Raw genomic sequence first — 16,712 nt, 5'->3', positions numbered from 1 at the left:
ACCAAAACCAGAACCAAAACCAGAGCCAAAACCAGAGCCAAAAACTCCTGAAGAACATCCGCAAGAGCCTAAGGAACCATCACTACCAAATACAGGAACAGCAATTAGCATGCTTCCAGTTGTAGGAATGATTTTGGGATTATTGAGTCTTGCAGGTCTTCGTAAGTCAAAAGAAAACTAATTTGACGAACTAAAATGAAAGGATGACCACAAGCTAGGGTATAACTCTCTTGTGGTCTTTATTGAAAGGAGAAAAAATGCAAGTATTTATTGCTTCTTGACGTGTTGCATTTATTCCAAATGATGCAGTAGGTCAAACTCAAAATGGTCATGCCAGTTTCAAATTTGAGTTTGTTTGTGATTCGAGTATGACTGATGATACAAATAAACCAATCTCTAATTTCTTCCATGTACAAGTTTATGGAAAACAAGCGGAATTGATGGCTCAGAGCCTATCTAAAGGCTCTCCGATCCTCTTAAAAGGAAAAATTATCCAATGACCTTATAATGATGAACAGGGTCAACGTCGGACGTATCAGTTTATTTCCCCAAATCAACAAGGAGGAATTACTTTCCTTTAAAATAGGGAAGCATCTAACCGACATAAGCAGGAACAACAGGGCTTTTCTCAGCCGATACCAAGTTCTATTCCTCCATCTTATACTGAACCAATGGATGTAGAATCCCCATTCTAAAGGGATTGAAAGCATACAAGAACACTTGTGTGCTTTTTTGTTGTACAAAAAGTTATATAACTTATGATATAACAATATCTTTTGTTCCTTTAACAAAGAATTTGATATTATCCTTTAGAATAGAGAGGAATTAAGAGATAATAAGAAAGGAGAGCAACAATGGCAAGACAAAAATACAATTATCTGTCTGATGAATTGATTGCGGAATCTCTTCAGGTGACCAATTATTTAGAACAAAGTCGATCCAGTCGCTTGAATATTCTTCAATTGGATGGAGAGAAATGGTTGGAAAACTATTTTAACCGTTATGAGAAAGCCTCTACAAGGCTACAGTTTCACATATTTCTCTTTTCGAGCTTTTATACTCGAAAAATGGAATGGTTTTTGGAAGGTGTAAGGGGGTAGTAGTTTGTTTGAGTTATTTGAAGTAGTATTTTATACCCTTATCCAACTGATTCGATCCAGTTGGATCAATACCTTCCTTTTTCTAGGAGGCGCAGGTTATGACCTATTCAAACTCTTCCAGCCGTATTTTTTAAGACATTATCAAAGGTTATTAGCAGGTAAGACTAGTTTAAACCAGACAATAAAAAGAGGATGGAAAAATCGTAAAGAAATTGATTGGAAACAAGTATGGTTCAAATCAATTAGAGGGTTGTTCAATTGGATGAAGTCATTCATACCTAAACTCTTAGCGCTTGTCTCTCTCATCCTTTGGAATATTTTCTTCAGGATGTTCTACACTCTCCCTTTTGTTAAACGAGAACGGAAACGATTTGATAAAGAAATGAAACCGATTCTTTATTTTAAAAGTTATCGAAGCTTCGTTTATATGGGATTAGGTTTTAGCTTTATTGCTTTTATCTTAACCAATTATCTGGTTACTGTTTTGAGAGCCACAATTCGCTTTCTCTATTTTAGTGCCTGGTCGTTTAAAGATGCTAGTAAAGCCGTAAACTTTGACTTAAACAGCCTCTTGTTTCAAGCTAAAGTCTTCTTAATAGCACTAATTTTAGCATTTCCAATCTTTCTATTGGGCTTAGTTATCGCCTGGAAATCTGCTTGGATAAACTTCGAGCAGTTTCGAGACTATAACAACAACGAAGAAGGAGATGACCGTTTTGTGACGATTGATGAAATTCGTCGTCAATACAAAAAGATCCCCAATAAAGATTTAACTTATCCAGGTGAAGGTGGAGCTCCTGTACTTCATGAACTGACTCATGATTTAGCAGGACAAACACTGAGAACTCAAATGTTATGGCAAAATAGAAAAATGAGCCGATGCGTGACAAATGCGGAGCGGATTTTAGGAATGTTAGCTTTTCCTTCTGGATATTATTACATTGAAGATAAGCCGACGAATCTGTTAGGAATTGGGATGACTCGTTCAGGTAAGGGTGAAGGTCATATTACTCCAGCAATTGAAATCAACAGTCGTGCTGAATTGCAGCCATCGATGGTACTAGCAGACCCGAAAGGGGAACATTATCAAGCCTTCTATAAACTCATGAGGCAACGTGACTATGATGTCAATGTTCTTTCTTTCCAAAATATGGATTGGTCTATGTCTTTCAATCCGCTAGCTCTAGCTATCGCTGCTGCAAAGAAGGGCTACTATGAGAAAACTCAAACCTATGTCAATGCAGTCGCAGAATCCATTTATCCGAAACAAAAAGGTGGAGAGAAGGGGAATGCTGAATACTTCCGTAAGTCTTCTATATCCCTGTTTAATGCTCTGACAATGGCTTTGATGGATCGAGCCAATGAAACCTATCAAAATGGTGAAGACGATGCCTGGGATACCATTACAATTCCTAACGTTGCGAAATTCTTGGCGACAATGGGGTCTGAAGAAGTATTTGTAGATGGTGCTGGAGAAATCGTTGAGAATCCAAGCAGAGAACAACAATTATCGAAGAAGTCAAAAATCACAGTCTATTTTGATAATTTGAGACAAATCAATCAAAAACAATTCTCGAAATTTAGACAAATGGCTGATATCGAATTTCGTGCTTCAGACTTTGGTGGTGATGAGACTAAAGGGAATGTCTACTCTAGCATGATGACAGGAATCAACCTGTTCTTGCAAGACAATGTGGCGAAGCTCACTTCTAAAAACTCTATTGACTTAGAGTCTTTTGGTTTTCCACGTCGATTGTCTGTCAAGCTGAGATCAAGCACTAATAGTCAACTTAAAAATGAATTCAAGCACAAAACTGCTAAAGTAACGATTACAGGATTGAAGAAGTGGGGGAAAGTCGAAAAGAAAGTCGATTATGTAAAACAAGCGACAGCTCTTATTGATGGAGAAGGCTATCTGACTTATGCCATCGAACCTAAACTTCCAGATCAGTTTACGGTTACGATTGATTTTAATCATAAGAAAAATGGTAAGTCTCCAGTTCGGGATCGAGTCTTCCAATTCTCAGCTGAGAAAGTCTATCGAAGAGATAGTGAAATGCTAGAACTCGATGAGTATACCCAAAAGCCAATTTTAGATCATATCGATATAACCGTCTTAAAGGATAAAGAAGATACCCAAAATCTTCTCCAAGAGTCAGATATTGAGTTGATTTACTCCGATAAACCAAGAGTTATCTATCTGGTAACACCGCCAAACTGAACAGAGTATAATGGGATTGTTTCGTTATTCTTAGATCAGCTATTGAATGCTAACTATGAGCTTGCTCTCTCAAGTGGTCGTAAATGTATTAATCGGATTCTCCATATTTTAGATGAGTTTACAAATATCCCTGCGATTCCTCACATGGATACAAAAATATCTATTGGATTGGGTCAAAACATTCTCTATTATCTATGGATTCAAAATCTAGAACAATTGGATGATAAATATGGGCAAAATGTTGCCCGAACTATCATGGACAACTGTTCATTAAAAGTTTACGTTAAAACAATATCTTCAGACACCAATAAGAAATTTAGTGCTGATTTGGGCACACGTACTATCACAAGGAGACGACGATCCAGCAATATCCTAGACGAAGCCAATCCAAACGTGTCAGTCGAGAATCCAAAACAAGAGTTGTTGACACCAACTCAATTGGCTAAGCTCCAGGAAGGAGAAGCGGTTATCTTACGTGGAGTCAAGGGACGGGATAATGTTGGACGTAAGGTTACAATGGATCCAATCTTCGCACATGATAAGACGAGCTTCCCTTACAAGTACATGTTCTTACAAGAGGAATTTGATACATCGATGACTCTTGCGGATATTCCAGTCGAAAGTGCGCACCGTGAGCTAGAACTCCAGAAGATCGCAGTTGATGCAGGTACAGCCTTCAACAACATCATAGACTGGAGGCAACGTTTGACCATGCCTCTCCTCAGCAACAATGTAGAAACTCCTAAACTATCAGGTCGTCATAGTAAAGGGCAAAAGGTACAATCCCAATCATTTACATCTACAGATGAACTATTCCAGGCGGCTGTAGCTAGTGTCATTCAAGGTGACTATGATTATTATGATGATGGAGACGACTTCTTTGCGGATGAAGTTATCTAAAAAGATATATAATAAGTTATAGAAACTTGACAAGTTTTTCTAACTATAGTATACTTTTTAAGTAAGCTGATTTAGCTCAGTTGGCAGAGCGCATCCATGGTAAGGATGAGGTCGCCGGTTCAATCCCGGCAATTAGCATGATATTTACAGGGAAACTCTTGAGCACAAGAGTTTTTTCTTATGCTCGCGAGAAAAAATTCTGACTTTTGTATAATAAAAGTCATCCTGCAAAGATTTCTTATTGACAAAACCACTTATTTCTAGTAATATAATAGACGCGATGAGTCGATAGGTAGTCTTCGGACTACTATTGAGCATAAGGAGGTCATAACGCAGGAGCGGACCTTGATGAGTTGTGTGAACCTGCTCATCACATGAAGATGCCTCTTAGTCCCTAGTCTAGCGACTGGGGATTTTTATTTTCCAAAAAATGATGAAAAAGCTTTGCAATTCATGGAAAAAGTAGTATAATACATCTATTATAGAAATTTTTAGAAAATTCCGAAAGAGGTTATTTATGGGATATACAGTTGCTGTAGTCGGCGCGACAGGTGCTGTCGGAGCTCAGATGATAAAAATGTTGGAAGAATCAACACTTCCAATCGATAAAATTCGTTACCTTGCTTCTGCACGTTCAGCAGGCAAAACTTTGAAATTTAAAGACAAAGATATTACGATTGAAGAAACGACTGAGACAGCTTTTGAGGGTGTTGATATTGCACTCTTCTCAGCAGGTGGTTCGACATCAGCTAAGTATGCACCATACGCAGTTCAAGCTGGAGCGGTAGTAGTAGATAACACATCTTATTTCCGTCAAAATCCAGATGTTCCTTTGGTTGTTCCAGAGGTCAATGCTCATGCACTTGATGCCCACAACGGAATCATTGCCTGCCCTAACTGTTCAACAATCCAAATGATGGTGGCTCTTGAGCCTGTTCGTCAAAAATGGGGCTTGGACCGTATCATCGTTTCAACATACCAAGCGGTTTCAGGTGCTGGTATGGGTGCGATTCTTGAAACACAACGTGAACTTCGTGAAGTCTTGAATGACGATGTGAATCCACGTGATTTGCATGCGGAAATCTTGCCTTCAGGCGGTGATAAGAAACACTATCCTATCGCCTTTAACGCTCTTCCACAAATCGATGTCTTCACTGACAATGATTACACTTACGAAGAGATGAAGATGACTAAGGAAACGAAGAAAATCATGGAAGATGATAGCATCGCAGTGTCTGCAACATGTGTGCGTATTCCAGTCTTGTCAGCTCACTCTGAGTCAGTTTATATCGAAACAAAAGAAGTGGCTCCAATCGAAGAAGTGAAAGCAGCTATCGCAGCCTTTCCAGGTGCAGTTCTTGAGGATGACGTAGCGCATCAAATCTATCCGCAAGCCATCAATGCAGTTGGTTCACGTGATACCTTTGTTGGTCGTATCCGTAAAGACTTAGATGCTGAAAAAGGAATCCATATGTGGGTTGTTTCAGATAACCTTCTCAAAGGTGCTGCCTGGAACTCAGTTCAGATTGCAGAAACGCTTCACGAACGTGGATTGGTTCGTCCAACAGCTGAGTTGAAATTTGAATTAAAATAGTCATATCGTTTAGGAGTTCAGATGAACTCCTTCTTTGAAATAGAGAGGTGTTTCTCATGTCTTATCAAGATTTAAAAGAGTGTAAAATCATCACGGCCTTTATTACCCCTTTCCATGAGGATGGTTCCATCAACTTTGATGCTATTCCAGCCTTGATTGAGCATTTATTGGCCCATCACACAGATGCAATTCTTCTAGCTGGAACGACTGCTGAGAGTCCAACTTTGACCCACGATGAAGAGTTGGAGCTCTTTGCGGCTGTACAAAAAGTTGTCAATGGACGTGTTCCTTTGATTGCGGGTGTGGGTACCAATGATACGCGTGACTCTATTGAGTTTGTCAAAGAAGTCGCAGAATTTGGCGGTTTCGCTGCTGGACTTGCAATCGTACCATACTACAACAAACCTTCACAAGAAGGCATGTATCAGCACTTTAAAGCTATTGCAGATGCTTCTGACTTGCCTATTATCATCTATAACATTCCAGGGCGTGTAGTAGTGGAATTAACTCCAGAAACCATGCTTCGTTTGGCTGACCATCCAAATATCATTGGTGTCAAAGAATGTACCAGCTTGGCAAATATGGCTTACTTGATTGAGCACAAGCCAGAAGAATTCTTGATTTATACAGGTGAAGATGGAGATGCCTTCCATGCCATGAACCTTGGTGCGGATGGGGTTATTTCTGTTGCCTCCCATACAAATGGAGATGAGATGCACGAGATGTTCACTGCCATTGCAGAAAGCGATATGAAGAAAGCTGCAGCTATTCAGCGTAAATTCATTCCTAAGGTCAATGCCCTCTTCTCTTATCCAAGTCCTGCTCCAGTTAAGGCAGTTTTGAACTACATGGGATTTGAAGCGGGGCCAACTCGTCTACCTCTTGTTCCAGCACCAGAAGAAGATGCCAAACGCATCATCAAAGTTGTCGTAGATGGTGACTACGAAGCAACTAAGGCAACTGTAACAGGTGTCTTAAGACCAGATTACTAATAAAGACAATAAAATCCATGACCGCAAGAACGATCATGGATTTTTCTTATTTTCCTAAACAGAATTGGCTAAAGAGTTGGGTAATGAGTTCATCAGGAGCTGCATCACCTGTGATTTCTCCAAGAATTTCCCAAGTACGAGTCAAGTCAACTTGAAGCAAATCAACTGGCATCCCCAGTTCCAGCCCTTCATTAACAGCTTGTAAGCTTTCAACGGCCTTTTCAATCAAGGAAATATGACGGGCATTTGACAAGTAAGTAGCATCTTGCTCAACCAAACCATCATTTTCAAAGAAGAGGTCGTTAATACGCTCTTCGATTTTATCAATGTTTTGATTTTTAAGAACTGAAATACGGATGAGATCTTCAGGGAGTTCTGAAGTTTCAATCGCTTCAGGAAGATCCGTTTTATTAAGTAGAATAATGCGGTTGGTATCTTGACTGATGTCTAAAAGTTGTCTGTCTTGTGCTGTTAGTGGTTCGCTGGCATTTAGTACTAGTAGTACCAAGTCAGCTTCCTTGAGGGCTTTTCTAGAACGCTCGACACCGATTTGTTCCACGATGTCATCTGTTTCACGAATACCTGCAGTATCAATCAATTTGAGAGGAACCCCGTTAATGTTGACGTATTCTTCGATAACATCTCGTGTCGTACCAGCGATGTCTGTTACGATGGCCTTATCTTCACGCAGGAGATTGTTGAGAAGACTGGATTTCCCAACGTTGGGACGGCCGATAATGGCAGTTGAAATTCCCTCACGAAGGATTTTACCACGACGAGCTGTTCTAAGGAGATTGGTTAGCAATTGCTCAAACTCCATAGTCTTCTCGCGGACAACAGCAGTAGTAGCTTCCTCAACATCATCATACTCAGGATAGTCAATATTGACCTCAACTTGGGCAAGTGTATTGAGGATTTCTTGGCGAGTATTATTAATGAGGTCAGAAAGAGAACCGTCCAATTGTTTGACTGCAATATTCATGGCCTTGTCTGTCTTGGCACGGATGATGTCCATCACTGCCTCGGCCTGTGTCAAGTCCACACGACCGTTTAGAAAGGCGCGTTTGGTAAATTCACCAGGTTCTGCCAACCGAGCTCCTTCACGGATAGCTAGTTGGAGAATCTCATTGGTCACCGCAATCCCACCGTGAGTGTTAATCTCGATAATATCCTCACGAGTGAAGGTCTTTGGAGACTTCATAGCTCCAACCATAACTTCGTCCATGACCTTCCCTGTCTGCGGGTCAATAATGTGACCGTAGTTGAGGGTATGGCTTGCAACCTTGCTCAAGTCTTTTCCTTTAAAAATCTTTTGCGCAATGGCAAAGCTATCTGTTCCGCTCAGGCGGACAATACCAATGGCTCCTTCACCTAGTGGAGTAGAGATAGCAGCGATGGTATCAAATTCACGTGTAATCATACTAATTCCTTTTGTATTTCTTTTCTTAGGATAGGTATCCAAGCATCTCTTCAAATTGTAACAAAATTAGACTATTTCTTCAATGGATGCTACTTGGAGATTGAAAAAGCCTAAGCAATTCTGCTTAAGCTGGATTATTTGGTGCGCATTTCCCCTTGAGGGAAGTAGGTTCCTTCTGGCATGTCGTTGATGATGACATGAACGGCTGATTGAGGGGCTCCAGTGTTGCGGACAACAGCTTCCGTTACTTCCTTAGCAAGAGCTTTCTTTTGCTCGAGCGTTCGACCTTCAAATAAATCGATGCGTACAAATGGCATAGTAGCTTCCTCCACTAGTTTTTGATTTCTTCTATTTTACCACATTTTGCCGTTTAAAGCTTCAGAAAATTATGATATACTAGAATGTAGCAAAAATTTAGAAATGGACGTAAAATAGAAGCATGGCACAGTTGTATTATCGTTATGGGACCATGAACTCTGGTAAGACGATTGAGATTCTCAAGGTGGCCTATAACTACGAGGAGCAAGGAAAGGGAGTTGTGATTATGACTTCGGCTCTGGATACGCGTGACGGTGTTGGCTATGTGTCGAGCCGAATCGGCATGAAACGCCCAGCCATTGCGATTGAGGAAGCGACGGATATCTTTGGCTATATTCGAGACTTACCTGAAAAACCTTACTGTGTGCTAGTTGATGAGGCTCAATTTCTCAAGCGTCACCATGTTTACGACCTAGCTCGTGTTGTTGATGAGTTAGACATACCTGTCATGGCTTTTGGTTTGAAAAATGACTTTCGCAATGAATTATTCGAAGGTTCCAAATACCTCTTGCTTTTAGCAGATAAGATTGACGAAATCAAGACTATCTGTCAGTATTGTAAGAAAAAGGCGACTATGGTGTTGCGCACGCACGAGGGTGTACCAGTCTATGATGGCGAACAAATTCAGATCGGTGGAAATGAAACCTATATCTCAGTCTGCCGTAAACATTATTTTGCGCCAATGATAGTATCTAATAAGGAGCAAAACTATGACAATTGAACTAAGAGATGTTACAATGGGAAATTATTTTGATGTTTTGAATTTGGATGTCAAGGAATATCAAAAACAATTCATTGCAACCAACGCAATTAGTTTAGCTGAAGCATATGTCTATACTAAAAATGGAGATTTTGTAGCTCCATTGGCAGTTTATGATAATAATGCAATTATAGGTTTTGTGATGATAGCTTATGATAAAAAGATCGGAATTAGTAGTAAAAATTATTTACTATTTCGTTTTATGATTGATAAGAATTTTCAAAATCAAGGATATTTTAAACCAATTATGGATAAAGTGCTGGACTATGTTCGGACAGCGCCAGCAGGTTTAGGCAATAAACTTTGGTTGTCTTATGATCCAGAAAATGAACATGCAAGATCTTGTTACCTCAGTTATGGATTTAAAGAAACTGGGGAAATATTTGAGAACGAAGTAGTAGCAAACTATGATTTAACAATTGAGAAATAAGGAGAAAAAATGAACATCTATGATCAACTACAAACTGTAGAAGACCGTTATGAAGAATTAGGAGAATTGCTGAGTGACCCTGATGTCGTTTCAGACACCAAGCGTTTCATGGAGCTTTCAAAAGAAGAGGCTTCAACTCGTGATACGGTAACAGCATACCGTGAGTACAAACAAGTTCTTCAAAACATCGTTGATGCCGAAGAGATGATTAAAGAATCAGGCGGAGATGCGGACTTGGAAGAAATGGCCAAGCAAGAGCTGAAAGATGCCAAGGCTGAAAAAGAAGAATACGAAGAAAAATTGAAAATCTTGCTGCTTCCAAAGGATCCAAACGATGATAAGAACATCATCCTTGAAATCCGTGGAGCAGCTGGTGGAGATGAAGCAGCACTTTTCGCTGGAGACCTTCTAACCATGTACCAAAAGTATGCGGAAGCACAAGGCTGGCGCTTTGAAGTCATGGAAGCCTCTATGAACGGTGTCGGTGGTTTCAAGGAAGTGGTTGCTATGGTTTCTGGTCAGTCTGTATACTCTAAACTCAAGTATGAGTCTGGTGCCCACCGTGTGCAACGTGTCCCTGTGACAGAAAGCCAAGGTCGTGTACACACTTCAACTGCGACAGTTCTTGTTATGCCTGAAGTCGAAGAAGTAGAATACGATATTGATCCAAAAGACCTTCGTGTTGATATCTACCACGCATCTGGTGCTGGTGGACAGAACGTCAACAAGGTTGCGACTGCCGTGCGTATCGTTCACTTGCCAACCAATATCAAGGTTGAGATGCAGGAAGAACGTACCCAGCAGAAGAACCGTGAGAAGGCCATGAAAATCATTCGTGCGCGTGTTGCTGACCATTTTGCTCAGATTGCTCAAGATGAACAAGACGCTGAACGTAAGTCTACTATCGGTACTGGTGACCGTTCAGAACGTATCCGTACTTATAATTTCCCTCAAAACCGTGTCACAGACCACCGTATCGGCTTGACCCTCCAAAAACTAGATACGATTTTATCTGGTAAATTGGATGAAGTTGTGGATGCTTTGGTTCTTTATGACCAAACACAAAAATTAGAAGAATTAAACAAATAATGAAATTAGCTCAATTATTTTCAGATTTTGAAGAAGAGTTGATAAGACAAGGAGAGGAAGCAGAAAGCCTCTCTTTTGTCTATCGTAGCTTAAAAAATCTCTCTTTTACAGACTTTGTCTTTGCCCTCCAGCAAGAGGTAACAGAGGCCGAAAAACAATTTGTAGAAGAAATTTTCCAGCAGTTAGCGTCCCATAAACCAGCTCAGTATATCATCGGACAGGCAGATTTCTTTGGAATGCAGTTAAAAGTGGATGAGCGGGTTTTGATTCCTCGTCCAGAAACAGAAGAGTTGGTAGAACTTATCCTGGCCGAAAATCCTGAGGATAAGCTTAAGGTCCTAGATATCGGGACTGGAAGTGGCGCCATAGCTCTCGCATTAGCTAAAAACAGACCAGATTGGTCAGTGACAGCAGCAGATATCTCCCAAGACGCTTTGCAGCTTGCATCAGAGAATACTAGTAATCAAAATCTTAATATATTTTTTAAAAAATCTGATTGTTTTGCAGAAATTTCTGAAAAATATGATATAATTGTATCCAATCCACCCTATATCTCTCGCGAAGATGAGTCAGAGGTTGGTTTGAATGTTTTGCATTCGGAGCCTCATCTAGCTCTCTTTGCAGATGAGGATGGCCTAGCTATTTACCGCAGAATTGCGGAAGATGCAAAAGACTATCTCACATATGGTGGTAAGATTTACCTTGAAATTGGATACAATCAAGGTCAAAGTGTTCCTGCGCTTTTTAGGAAGCATCTTCCCGAAAAACGGGTACGAACACTCAAAGACCAATTTGGTCAAGATAGGATGGTTGTAGTTGATGATGGACAGGATTAGACAAGAGTTGGAAATGGGTGGGGCAGTCATTTTGCCTACAGAGACAGTTTACGGCCTCTTTGCTAAGGCCTTAGACGAAAAAGCTGTCGACCATGTTTACCAACTCAAACGTCGTCCTAGAGATAAGGCGCTCAATCTTAATGTTGCTTCTCTAGAGGACATCTTGCACTTTTCAAAGAAACAGCCAACTTATCTACAAAAGCTTGTAGAGACCTTTTTACCAGGTCCCTTGACCATTATCCTCGAAGCCAATGACCGAGTTCCCTTTTGGGTCAATTCTGGTCTTGCAACTGTTGGGTTTCGGATGCCGAATCACCCCATTACACTGGATTTGATTCGAGAGACAGGACCTTTGATTGGGCCGTCTGCCAATATTTCGGGTCAGGCAAGTGGAGTGACCTTTGCTCAAATTCTACAGGATTTTGACCAAGAGGTTCTGGGTCTGGAGGACGACACTTTTCTAACTGGACAGGATTCGACGATTTTGGATTTGTCTGGAGACAAGGTGAAAATCTTACGCCAAGGGGCCATTAAGCGAGAAGATATTCTTGCTCGGTTGCCAGAGATTTCTTTTGAGGAGGAATGAGATGCTAAGAGATTTGCAAGAAACAGATGTGAATGCTTTATGTGAGATTAACCAAGAGGCTTTGGGTTACTCTTTTAGTCCAGAGGACACAGCTAGTCAACTAGCTAGACTGTCTCAGGACTCCCATCATTTCCTACTTGGCTATGAGGATGAAGTCAGCCATGTCTTACTTGGATATGTCCATGCTGAAGTTTATGAATCCCTCTATTCCAAGGCAGGCTTTAATATCTTAGGCTTAGCGGTTTCGCCTCAAGCGCAAGGGCAAGGTATCGGTAAAAGCTTACTGCAAGGGTTGGATCAAGAAGCAAAAAGACGGGGCTATGAGTTTATCCGCTTAAACTCTGCTGATCATCGTCTGGGAGCTCATGCATTTTACGAAAAAGTTGGTTATACTTGTGATAAAGTGCAGAAACGGTTTATTCGCATCTTTTAGTTTATTTTCTTATTGGAAAAACAAACTAAAGGACCAGTCACACTATAAAGGAGAAGACCTATGATTTTTGACAAAGACGATTTTAAAGCATACGATGCTGATCTCTGGAATGCTATTGCCAAAGAAGAAGAACGCCAGCAAAACAATATTGAGTTGATTGCTTCGGAAAACGTGGTTTCCAAGGCTGTTATGGCAGCTCAAGGGTCTATCTTGACGAATAAATACGCTGAAGGTTACCCAGGACGCCGTTATTATGGTGGAACTGATGTAGTAGACGTGGTAGAAACTCTAGCTATTGAACGTGCAAAAGAAATTTTCGGTGCTAAATTCGCCAATGTCCAACCTCACTCAGGAAGCCAAGCCAACTGTGCGGCTTACATGGCCTTGATTGAGCCAGGTGATACCGTTATGGGAATGGATTTGGCAGCAGGTGGACACTTGACCCACGGAGCTCCAGTTAGCTTCTCTGGTCAAACCTACAACTTTGTTTCTTATAGTGTGGATCCTGAAACGGAACTCTTGGACTTTGATGCTATCTTGAAACAAGCCCAAGAAGTAAAACCAAAACTAATCGTAGCAGGTGCTTCAGCCTATTCTCAAATTATCGACTTCTCAAAATTCCGTGAAATCGCAGATGCTGTTGGGTCTAAGCTTATGGTCGATATGGCTCATATCGCTGGTTTGGTGGCAGCTGGTCTTCACCCAAGCCCAGTACCATACGCTCATATCACGACAACAACGACCCACAAAACCCTTCGTGGACCGCGTGGTGGTTTGATTTTGACAAATGATGAAGACCTAGCTAAGAAAATCAACTCAGCTATTTTCCCTGGTATTCAGGGTGGTCCTTTGGAGCATGTTGTCGCTGCTAAGGCGGTTTCATTCAAAGAAGTTTTGGACCCAGCCTTCAAGGAATATGCTGCTAATGTCATCAAAAACAGCAAGGCTATGGTTGAAGTCTTCTTGCAAGACTCTGATTTCCGTATCATTTCTGGCGGTACTGAAAATCACCTATTTTTAGTGGATGTTACTAAGGTTGTTGAAAACGGAAAAGTGGCTCAAAACTTGCTGGATGAAGTTAATATTACCCTAAATAAAAATTCAATCCCTTACGAAACTTTGTCACCATTCAAGACAAGTGGAATTCGTATCGGAGCAGCAGCCATCACTGCACGCGGATTTGGTGAAGAAGAAAGCCGTAAAGTGGCTGAACTCATCATTAAAACTCTTAAGAATGCAGAAAATGAAGCTGTCTTAGAAGAAGTGAGAAGTGAAGTCAAAGAATTGACAGATGCCTTCCCATTATACGAGGACTAAAACTTTTATGGACATTTATATTAAGAAAGCCATTATCCATCAGTTCAGCCCAGATGATACCGAGCTGTTTCTAGCGGATAAGTTTCTCAATATCACGCCAAAAATCGAGGAATACCTACGTAAAAAAATCGAACGCGTGTATTCAGATGAAGCAAAGACTGGGATTTTCGAAGAAGAAAATCCCTTCTTCAATCACATCACAGACGATTTGTTGGAGACATCAGTAACACTGGCTAATCTCTGGAAAGAGGAGTTCAGCATTTCTGAAAATCTCAAGACCAATGACTTGGTTTTTGTTCAGTTTTCTAAAGAAGGCGTCGAACATTTCGCTTTCTTGCGAATTGCTCTACGTGAGACCTTGACTCACCTTGGTGGAGAAGTTGATAACCCAATCAAGCTAACTCAGAATAACCTACCTGGATTTGGAACGGGGGCTGATGAGGCCTTGGTGGTCAATCTTCAAAGTCGCAAGTACCATCTGATTGAAAAACGCATCAAGTACAATGGGACTTTTTTGAACTACTTTTCAGAAAATCTCCTAGCTGTTGCACCTAAGATTTCACCAAAGAAATCCATCAAGGAACTGGAGAAAACAGCCCAGAGAATTGCAGAGTCCTTTAACACAGATGATTTTCAATTTCAATCCAAGGTCAAATCAGCGATTTTCAACAATCTTGAAGAAAGCAATGAACTGTCTCCTGAGAAATTGGCTAACGACCTTTTTGATAATAATCTGACAGCTCGCTTGAGCTTTATCGACCAAGTCAAGGAAGCTGTACCAGAACCAGTCCAGTTTGATGAAATTGATGCCAGTCGTCAGCTCAAGAAATTTGAAAACCAAAAACTTTCCTTGTCAAATGGAATCGAGCTCATCGTTCCCAATAACGTCTATCAAGACGCCGAGTCTGTTGAGTTTATCCAAAATGACAATGGAACCTATTCTATCTTAATCAAAAATATCGAGGATATTCAAAGTAAATAATGTTTAAATTTATAAGAAGAATGCTTGTGCTAGCAGTCTTCCTTTTCGCAGGATACAAAGCTTATCATATCCATCAGGATGTTAAACAAGTCATGACCTACCAACCTATGGTTCGGGAAATCCTCAGTGAAAGAGATACTCCAGCTAATGAAGAGTTGGTGCTCGCCATGATTTATACCGAAACGAAGGGTAAAGAGCGGGATGTCATGCAGTCTAGTGAGTCTGCAAGTGGTTCAACCAACACTATCAATGATAATGCCTCTAGTATTCGTCAAGGTATTCAAACTCTAACAGATAACCTCTATCTGGCTCAGAGCAAGGGGGTAGATGTCTGGACCGCTGTTCAAGCCTATAATTTTGGGCCTGCCTATATCGACTTTATCGCTCAGAATGGTAAGGAAAATACTTTGGCCCTAGCCAAGCGTTACTCCCGAGAAACGGTCGCTCCAATCCTAGGTAATACTACAGGGAAGACCTACACCTATATCAACCCTATTTCTATCTTTCACGGAGCCGAACTCTATGAAAATGGTGGAAATTATTACTACTCGAGACAGGTTCGCTTTAATCTCTATATCATGAAATTCTTTAATTTCTTCTAAACATCTGGTTTGACCAGGTGTTTTTTCACTATAAGTTTTCTTTAAGATTGTTTTATTACCCTAGAAAGGTAAAGGAGGGAATATCCCATGAGAAAGAAATTCTTTCTAACAAGTGCTGCAGTATTGTGGGCCGCAACAGCTATGACGAGCGTCCACGCAGCAACTGATGTTCAAAAAGTAATCGATGAAACCTATGTACAACCAGAATATGTTCTAGGTTCTTCTCTATCTGAAGACCAGAAAAATCAAACTCTTAGCAAACTTGGCTATGACGCATCAAAAGACACCAAAGATATCAAAACTATGACACCTGATATCTATTCGAAAATTATGAATGTGGCTAATGATGCTAGTCTACAGCTCTATTCTTCAGCTAAGATTCAAAAGCTAGGTGATAAGTCGCCTCTAGAAGCCAAGATTGAAACGCCTGAAAATATCACCAAGGTGACGCAGGATATGTACCGTAACGCAGCAGTGACGCTGGGAGTGGAGCATGCCAAAATCACAGTTGCAGCTCCTATTCCAGTTACAGGTGAGAGTGCCCTAGCAGGAATTTACTACTCGTTAGAGGCCAATGGTGCCAAAGTACCACAAGCCAATAAAGACTTGGCCCAAGAAGAGCTAAAGGCCTTGTCAGATATCAATGCTGAAAACAAGGACAAGTCAGGTTACGATGCCAATAAACTCAATGTCGCTTTGGCAGATATCAAGGCAGGAATTGCAAAGGCAAAAGAAGCCAAAGGAAATCTGACAGAAGAAGATGTCCGCAAAATCGTTGAAGATACCCTAAAAAACTACAAACTCGATCAGGTTATAACAGGAAACCAGGTCAATATCATCATCAATTTTGCACTTAATCTCTCAAAGAGTGACATTTTGAATAATGCTGATTTCACTAAAACCCTAAAAGACCTCAAGGATAGCATTGTTTCCCAAGCTGGAGATAGCTTTAAAAATATCAACCTCAACTTTGATGCCAATAAAGCGCTAGAAGACGGGGGCAACTTCTTTAGCTCCCTATGGCAGGCCATTGTCAACTTCTTCAAGAGTTTTGGTGCTTAGGTCATTTCATGATATAATAGATGGTAACAGAAATGTTGCCGTCTTTTTTTGTCGGCCGATAGAAAGTGAA

The 16,712-nt window shown here is 40.7% G+C and carries 16 protein-coding genes, 1 tRNA gene and 2 pseudogenes; 17 read left to right on the top strand and 2 right to left on the bottom strand.

Features of this window, described 5'->3' with window-relative positions; all coding sequences use genetic code 11:
* From HMPREF2764_RS09640 to dapA, 7 genes and pseudogenes are all read left to right on the top strand, one after another.
* The coding region (locus tag HMPREF2764_RS09640; protein WP_148129358.1) for an LPXTG cell wall anchor domain-containing protein at nt 1-181 on the top strand (181 nt) is incomplete at its 5' end.
* A gap of 112 nt (nt 182-293) precedes the next feature.
* Nucleotides 294-695: pseudogene (locus HMPREF2764_RS04785) on the top strand (single-stranded DNA-binding protein).
* A 159-nt stretch (nt 696-854) separates the two neighbouring features.
* Nucleotides 855-1,100: a hypothetical protein gene (locus HMPREF2764_RS04780; RefSeq protein ID WP_070527615.1), complete on the top strand. Its 246-nt coding sequence runs from the start codon at nt 855-857 to the stop codon at nt 1,098-1,100.
* A gap of 4 nt (nt 1,101-1,104) precedes the next feature.
* Nucleotides 1,105-4,221 (top strand): annotated as a pseudogene (locus HMPREF2764_RS04775) (VirD4-like conjugal transfer protein, CD1115 family).
* Between the two features lie 65 nt (nt 4,222-4,286).
* A tRNA-Thr gene (locus HMPREF2764_RS04770) sits at nt 4,287-4,359 on the top strand.
* A gap of 379 nt (nt 4,360-4,738) precedes the next feature.
* Nucleotides 4,739-5,815: an aspartate-semialdehyde dehydrogenase gene (locus HMPREF2764_RS04765; protein WP_070527612.1), complete on the top strand. Its 1,077-nt coding sequence runs from the start codon at nt 4,739-4,741 to the stop codon at nt 5,813-5,815.
* 56 nt (nt 5,816-5,871) lie between these two features.
* A complete protein-coding gene (gene dapA, locus HMPREF2764_RS04760) occupies nt 5,872-6,807 on the top strand; it encodes a 4-hydroxy-tetrahydrodipicolinate synthase (protein WP_070527608.1) in 936 nt (311 codons plus the stop codon).
* 46 nt (nt 6,808-6,853) lie between these two features.
* Here dapA and mnmE read toward each other — a convergent pair whose 3' ends face one another.
* Both mnmE and HMPREF2764_RS04750 read right to left on the bottom strand, forming a co-directional pair.
* On the bottom strand, nt 6,854-8,227 hold the full coding sequence (gene mnmE / locus HMPREF2764_RS04755) for a tRNA uridine-5-carboxymethylaminomethyl(34) synthesis GTPase MnmE (RefSeq protein WP_000632734.1): 1,374 nt from the start codon (nt 8,225-8,227) through the stop codon (nt 6,854-6,856).
* 134 nt (nt 8,228-8,361) lie between these two features.
* Complete coding sequence (locus HMPREF2764_RS04750; protein ID WP_001117401.1) at nt 8,362-8,544, bottom strand: 4-oxalocrotonate tautomerase; 183 nt, start codon at nt 8,542-8,544, stop codon at nt 8,362-8,364.
* 122 nt (nt 8,545-8,666) lie between these two features.
* Here HMPREF2764_RS04750 and HMPREF2764_RS04745 point away from each other — a divergent pair, with 122 nt between their 5' ends.
* From HMPREF2764_RS04745 to HMPREF2764_RS04700, 10 genes are all read left to right on the top strand, one after another.
* Entirely contained in the window at nt 8,667-9,266 is a 600-nt protein-coding gene (locus HMPREF2764_RS04745; protein WP_049500545.1) for a thymidine kinase, read from the top strand.
* Nucleotides 9,256-9,735, top strand: a complete 480-nt coding sequence (locus HMPREF2764_RS04740; RefSeq protein ID WP_000151346.1) for a GNAT family N-acetyltransferase — start codon at nt 9,256-9,258, stop codon at nt 9,733-9,735. Before HMPREF2764_RS04745 ends, HMPREF2764_RS04740 begins: the two co-directional genes overlap by 11 nt.
* Nucleotides 9,736-9,744: 9 nt before the next feature.
* Nucleotides 9,745-10,824, top strand: coding sequence for a peptide chain release factor 1 (gene prfA, locus HMPREF2764_RS04735; protein WP_001028830.1), 1,080 nt, complete (start codon nt 9,745-9,747; stop codon nt 10,822-10,824).
* Nucleotides 10,824-11,660, top strand: coding sequence for a peptide chain release factor N(5)-glutamine methyltransferase (prmC, locus tag HMPREF2764_RS04730; protein ID WP_000761866.1), 837 nt, complete (start codon nt 10,824-10,826; stop codon nt 11,658-11,660). Before prfA ends, prmC begins: the two co-directional genes overlap by 1 nt.
* Entirely contained in the window at nt 11,644-12,246 is a 603-nt protein-coding gene (locus tag HMPREF2764_RS04725; protein WP_070527605.1) for an L-threonylcarbamoyladenylate synthase, read from the top strand. The genes prmC and HMPREF2764_RS04725 overlap by 17 nt, the downstream gene beginning before the upstream one ends.
* A 1-nt stretch (nt 12,247) precedes the next feature.
* Nucleotides 12,248-12,679 (top strand): GNAT family N-acetyltransferase, encoded by a 432-nt coding sequence (locus HMPREF2764_RS04720; protein WP_070527602.1) that lies wholly within the window; start codon nt 12,248-12,250, stop codon nt 12,677-12,679.
* Nucleotides 12,680-12,739: 60 nt separating this feature from the next.
* Nucleotides 12,740-13,996 (top strand): serine hydroxymethyltransferase, encoded by a 1,257-nt coding sequence (glyA, locus tag HMPREF2764_RS04715; protein WP_070527599.1) that lies wholly within the window; start codon nt 12,740-12,742, stop codon nt 13,994-13,996.
* Nucleotides 13,997-14,003: 7 nt separating this feature from the next.
* Nucleotides 14,004-14,978 (top strand): nucleoid-associated protein, encoded by a 975-nt coding sequence (locus HMPREF2764_RS04710; RefSeq protein WP_000356115.1) that lies wholly within the window; start codon nt 14,004-14,006, stop codon nt 14,976-14,978.
* Nucleotides 14,978-15,580, top strand: a complete 603-nt coding sequence (locus HMPREF2764_RS04705; protein ID WP_070527596.1) for a lysozyme family protein — start codon at nt 14,978-14,980, stop codon at nt 15,578-15,580. Before HMPREF2764_RS04710 ends, HMPREF2764_RS04705 begins: the two co-directional genes overlap by 1 nt.
* A gap of 87 nt (nt 15,581-15,667) precedes the next feature.
* Entirely contained in the window at nt 15,668-16,642 is a 975-nt protein-coding gene (locus HMPREF2764_RS04700; RefSeq protein ID WP_070527593.1) for a DUF1002 domain-containing protein, read from the top strand.
* Nucleotides 16,643-16,712: the final 70 nt, after the last annotated feature.

It is taken from the genome of Streptococcus sp. HMSC073F11 (assembly GCF_001810785.1).
GTDB lineage: Bacteria > Bacillota > Bacilli > Lactobacillales > Streptococcaceae > Streptococcus.
Note: the sequence above shows the minus strand (reverse complement) of the source record. Positions and strands in the feature narration are given on the sequence as shown.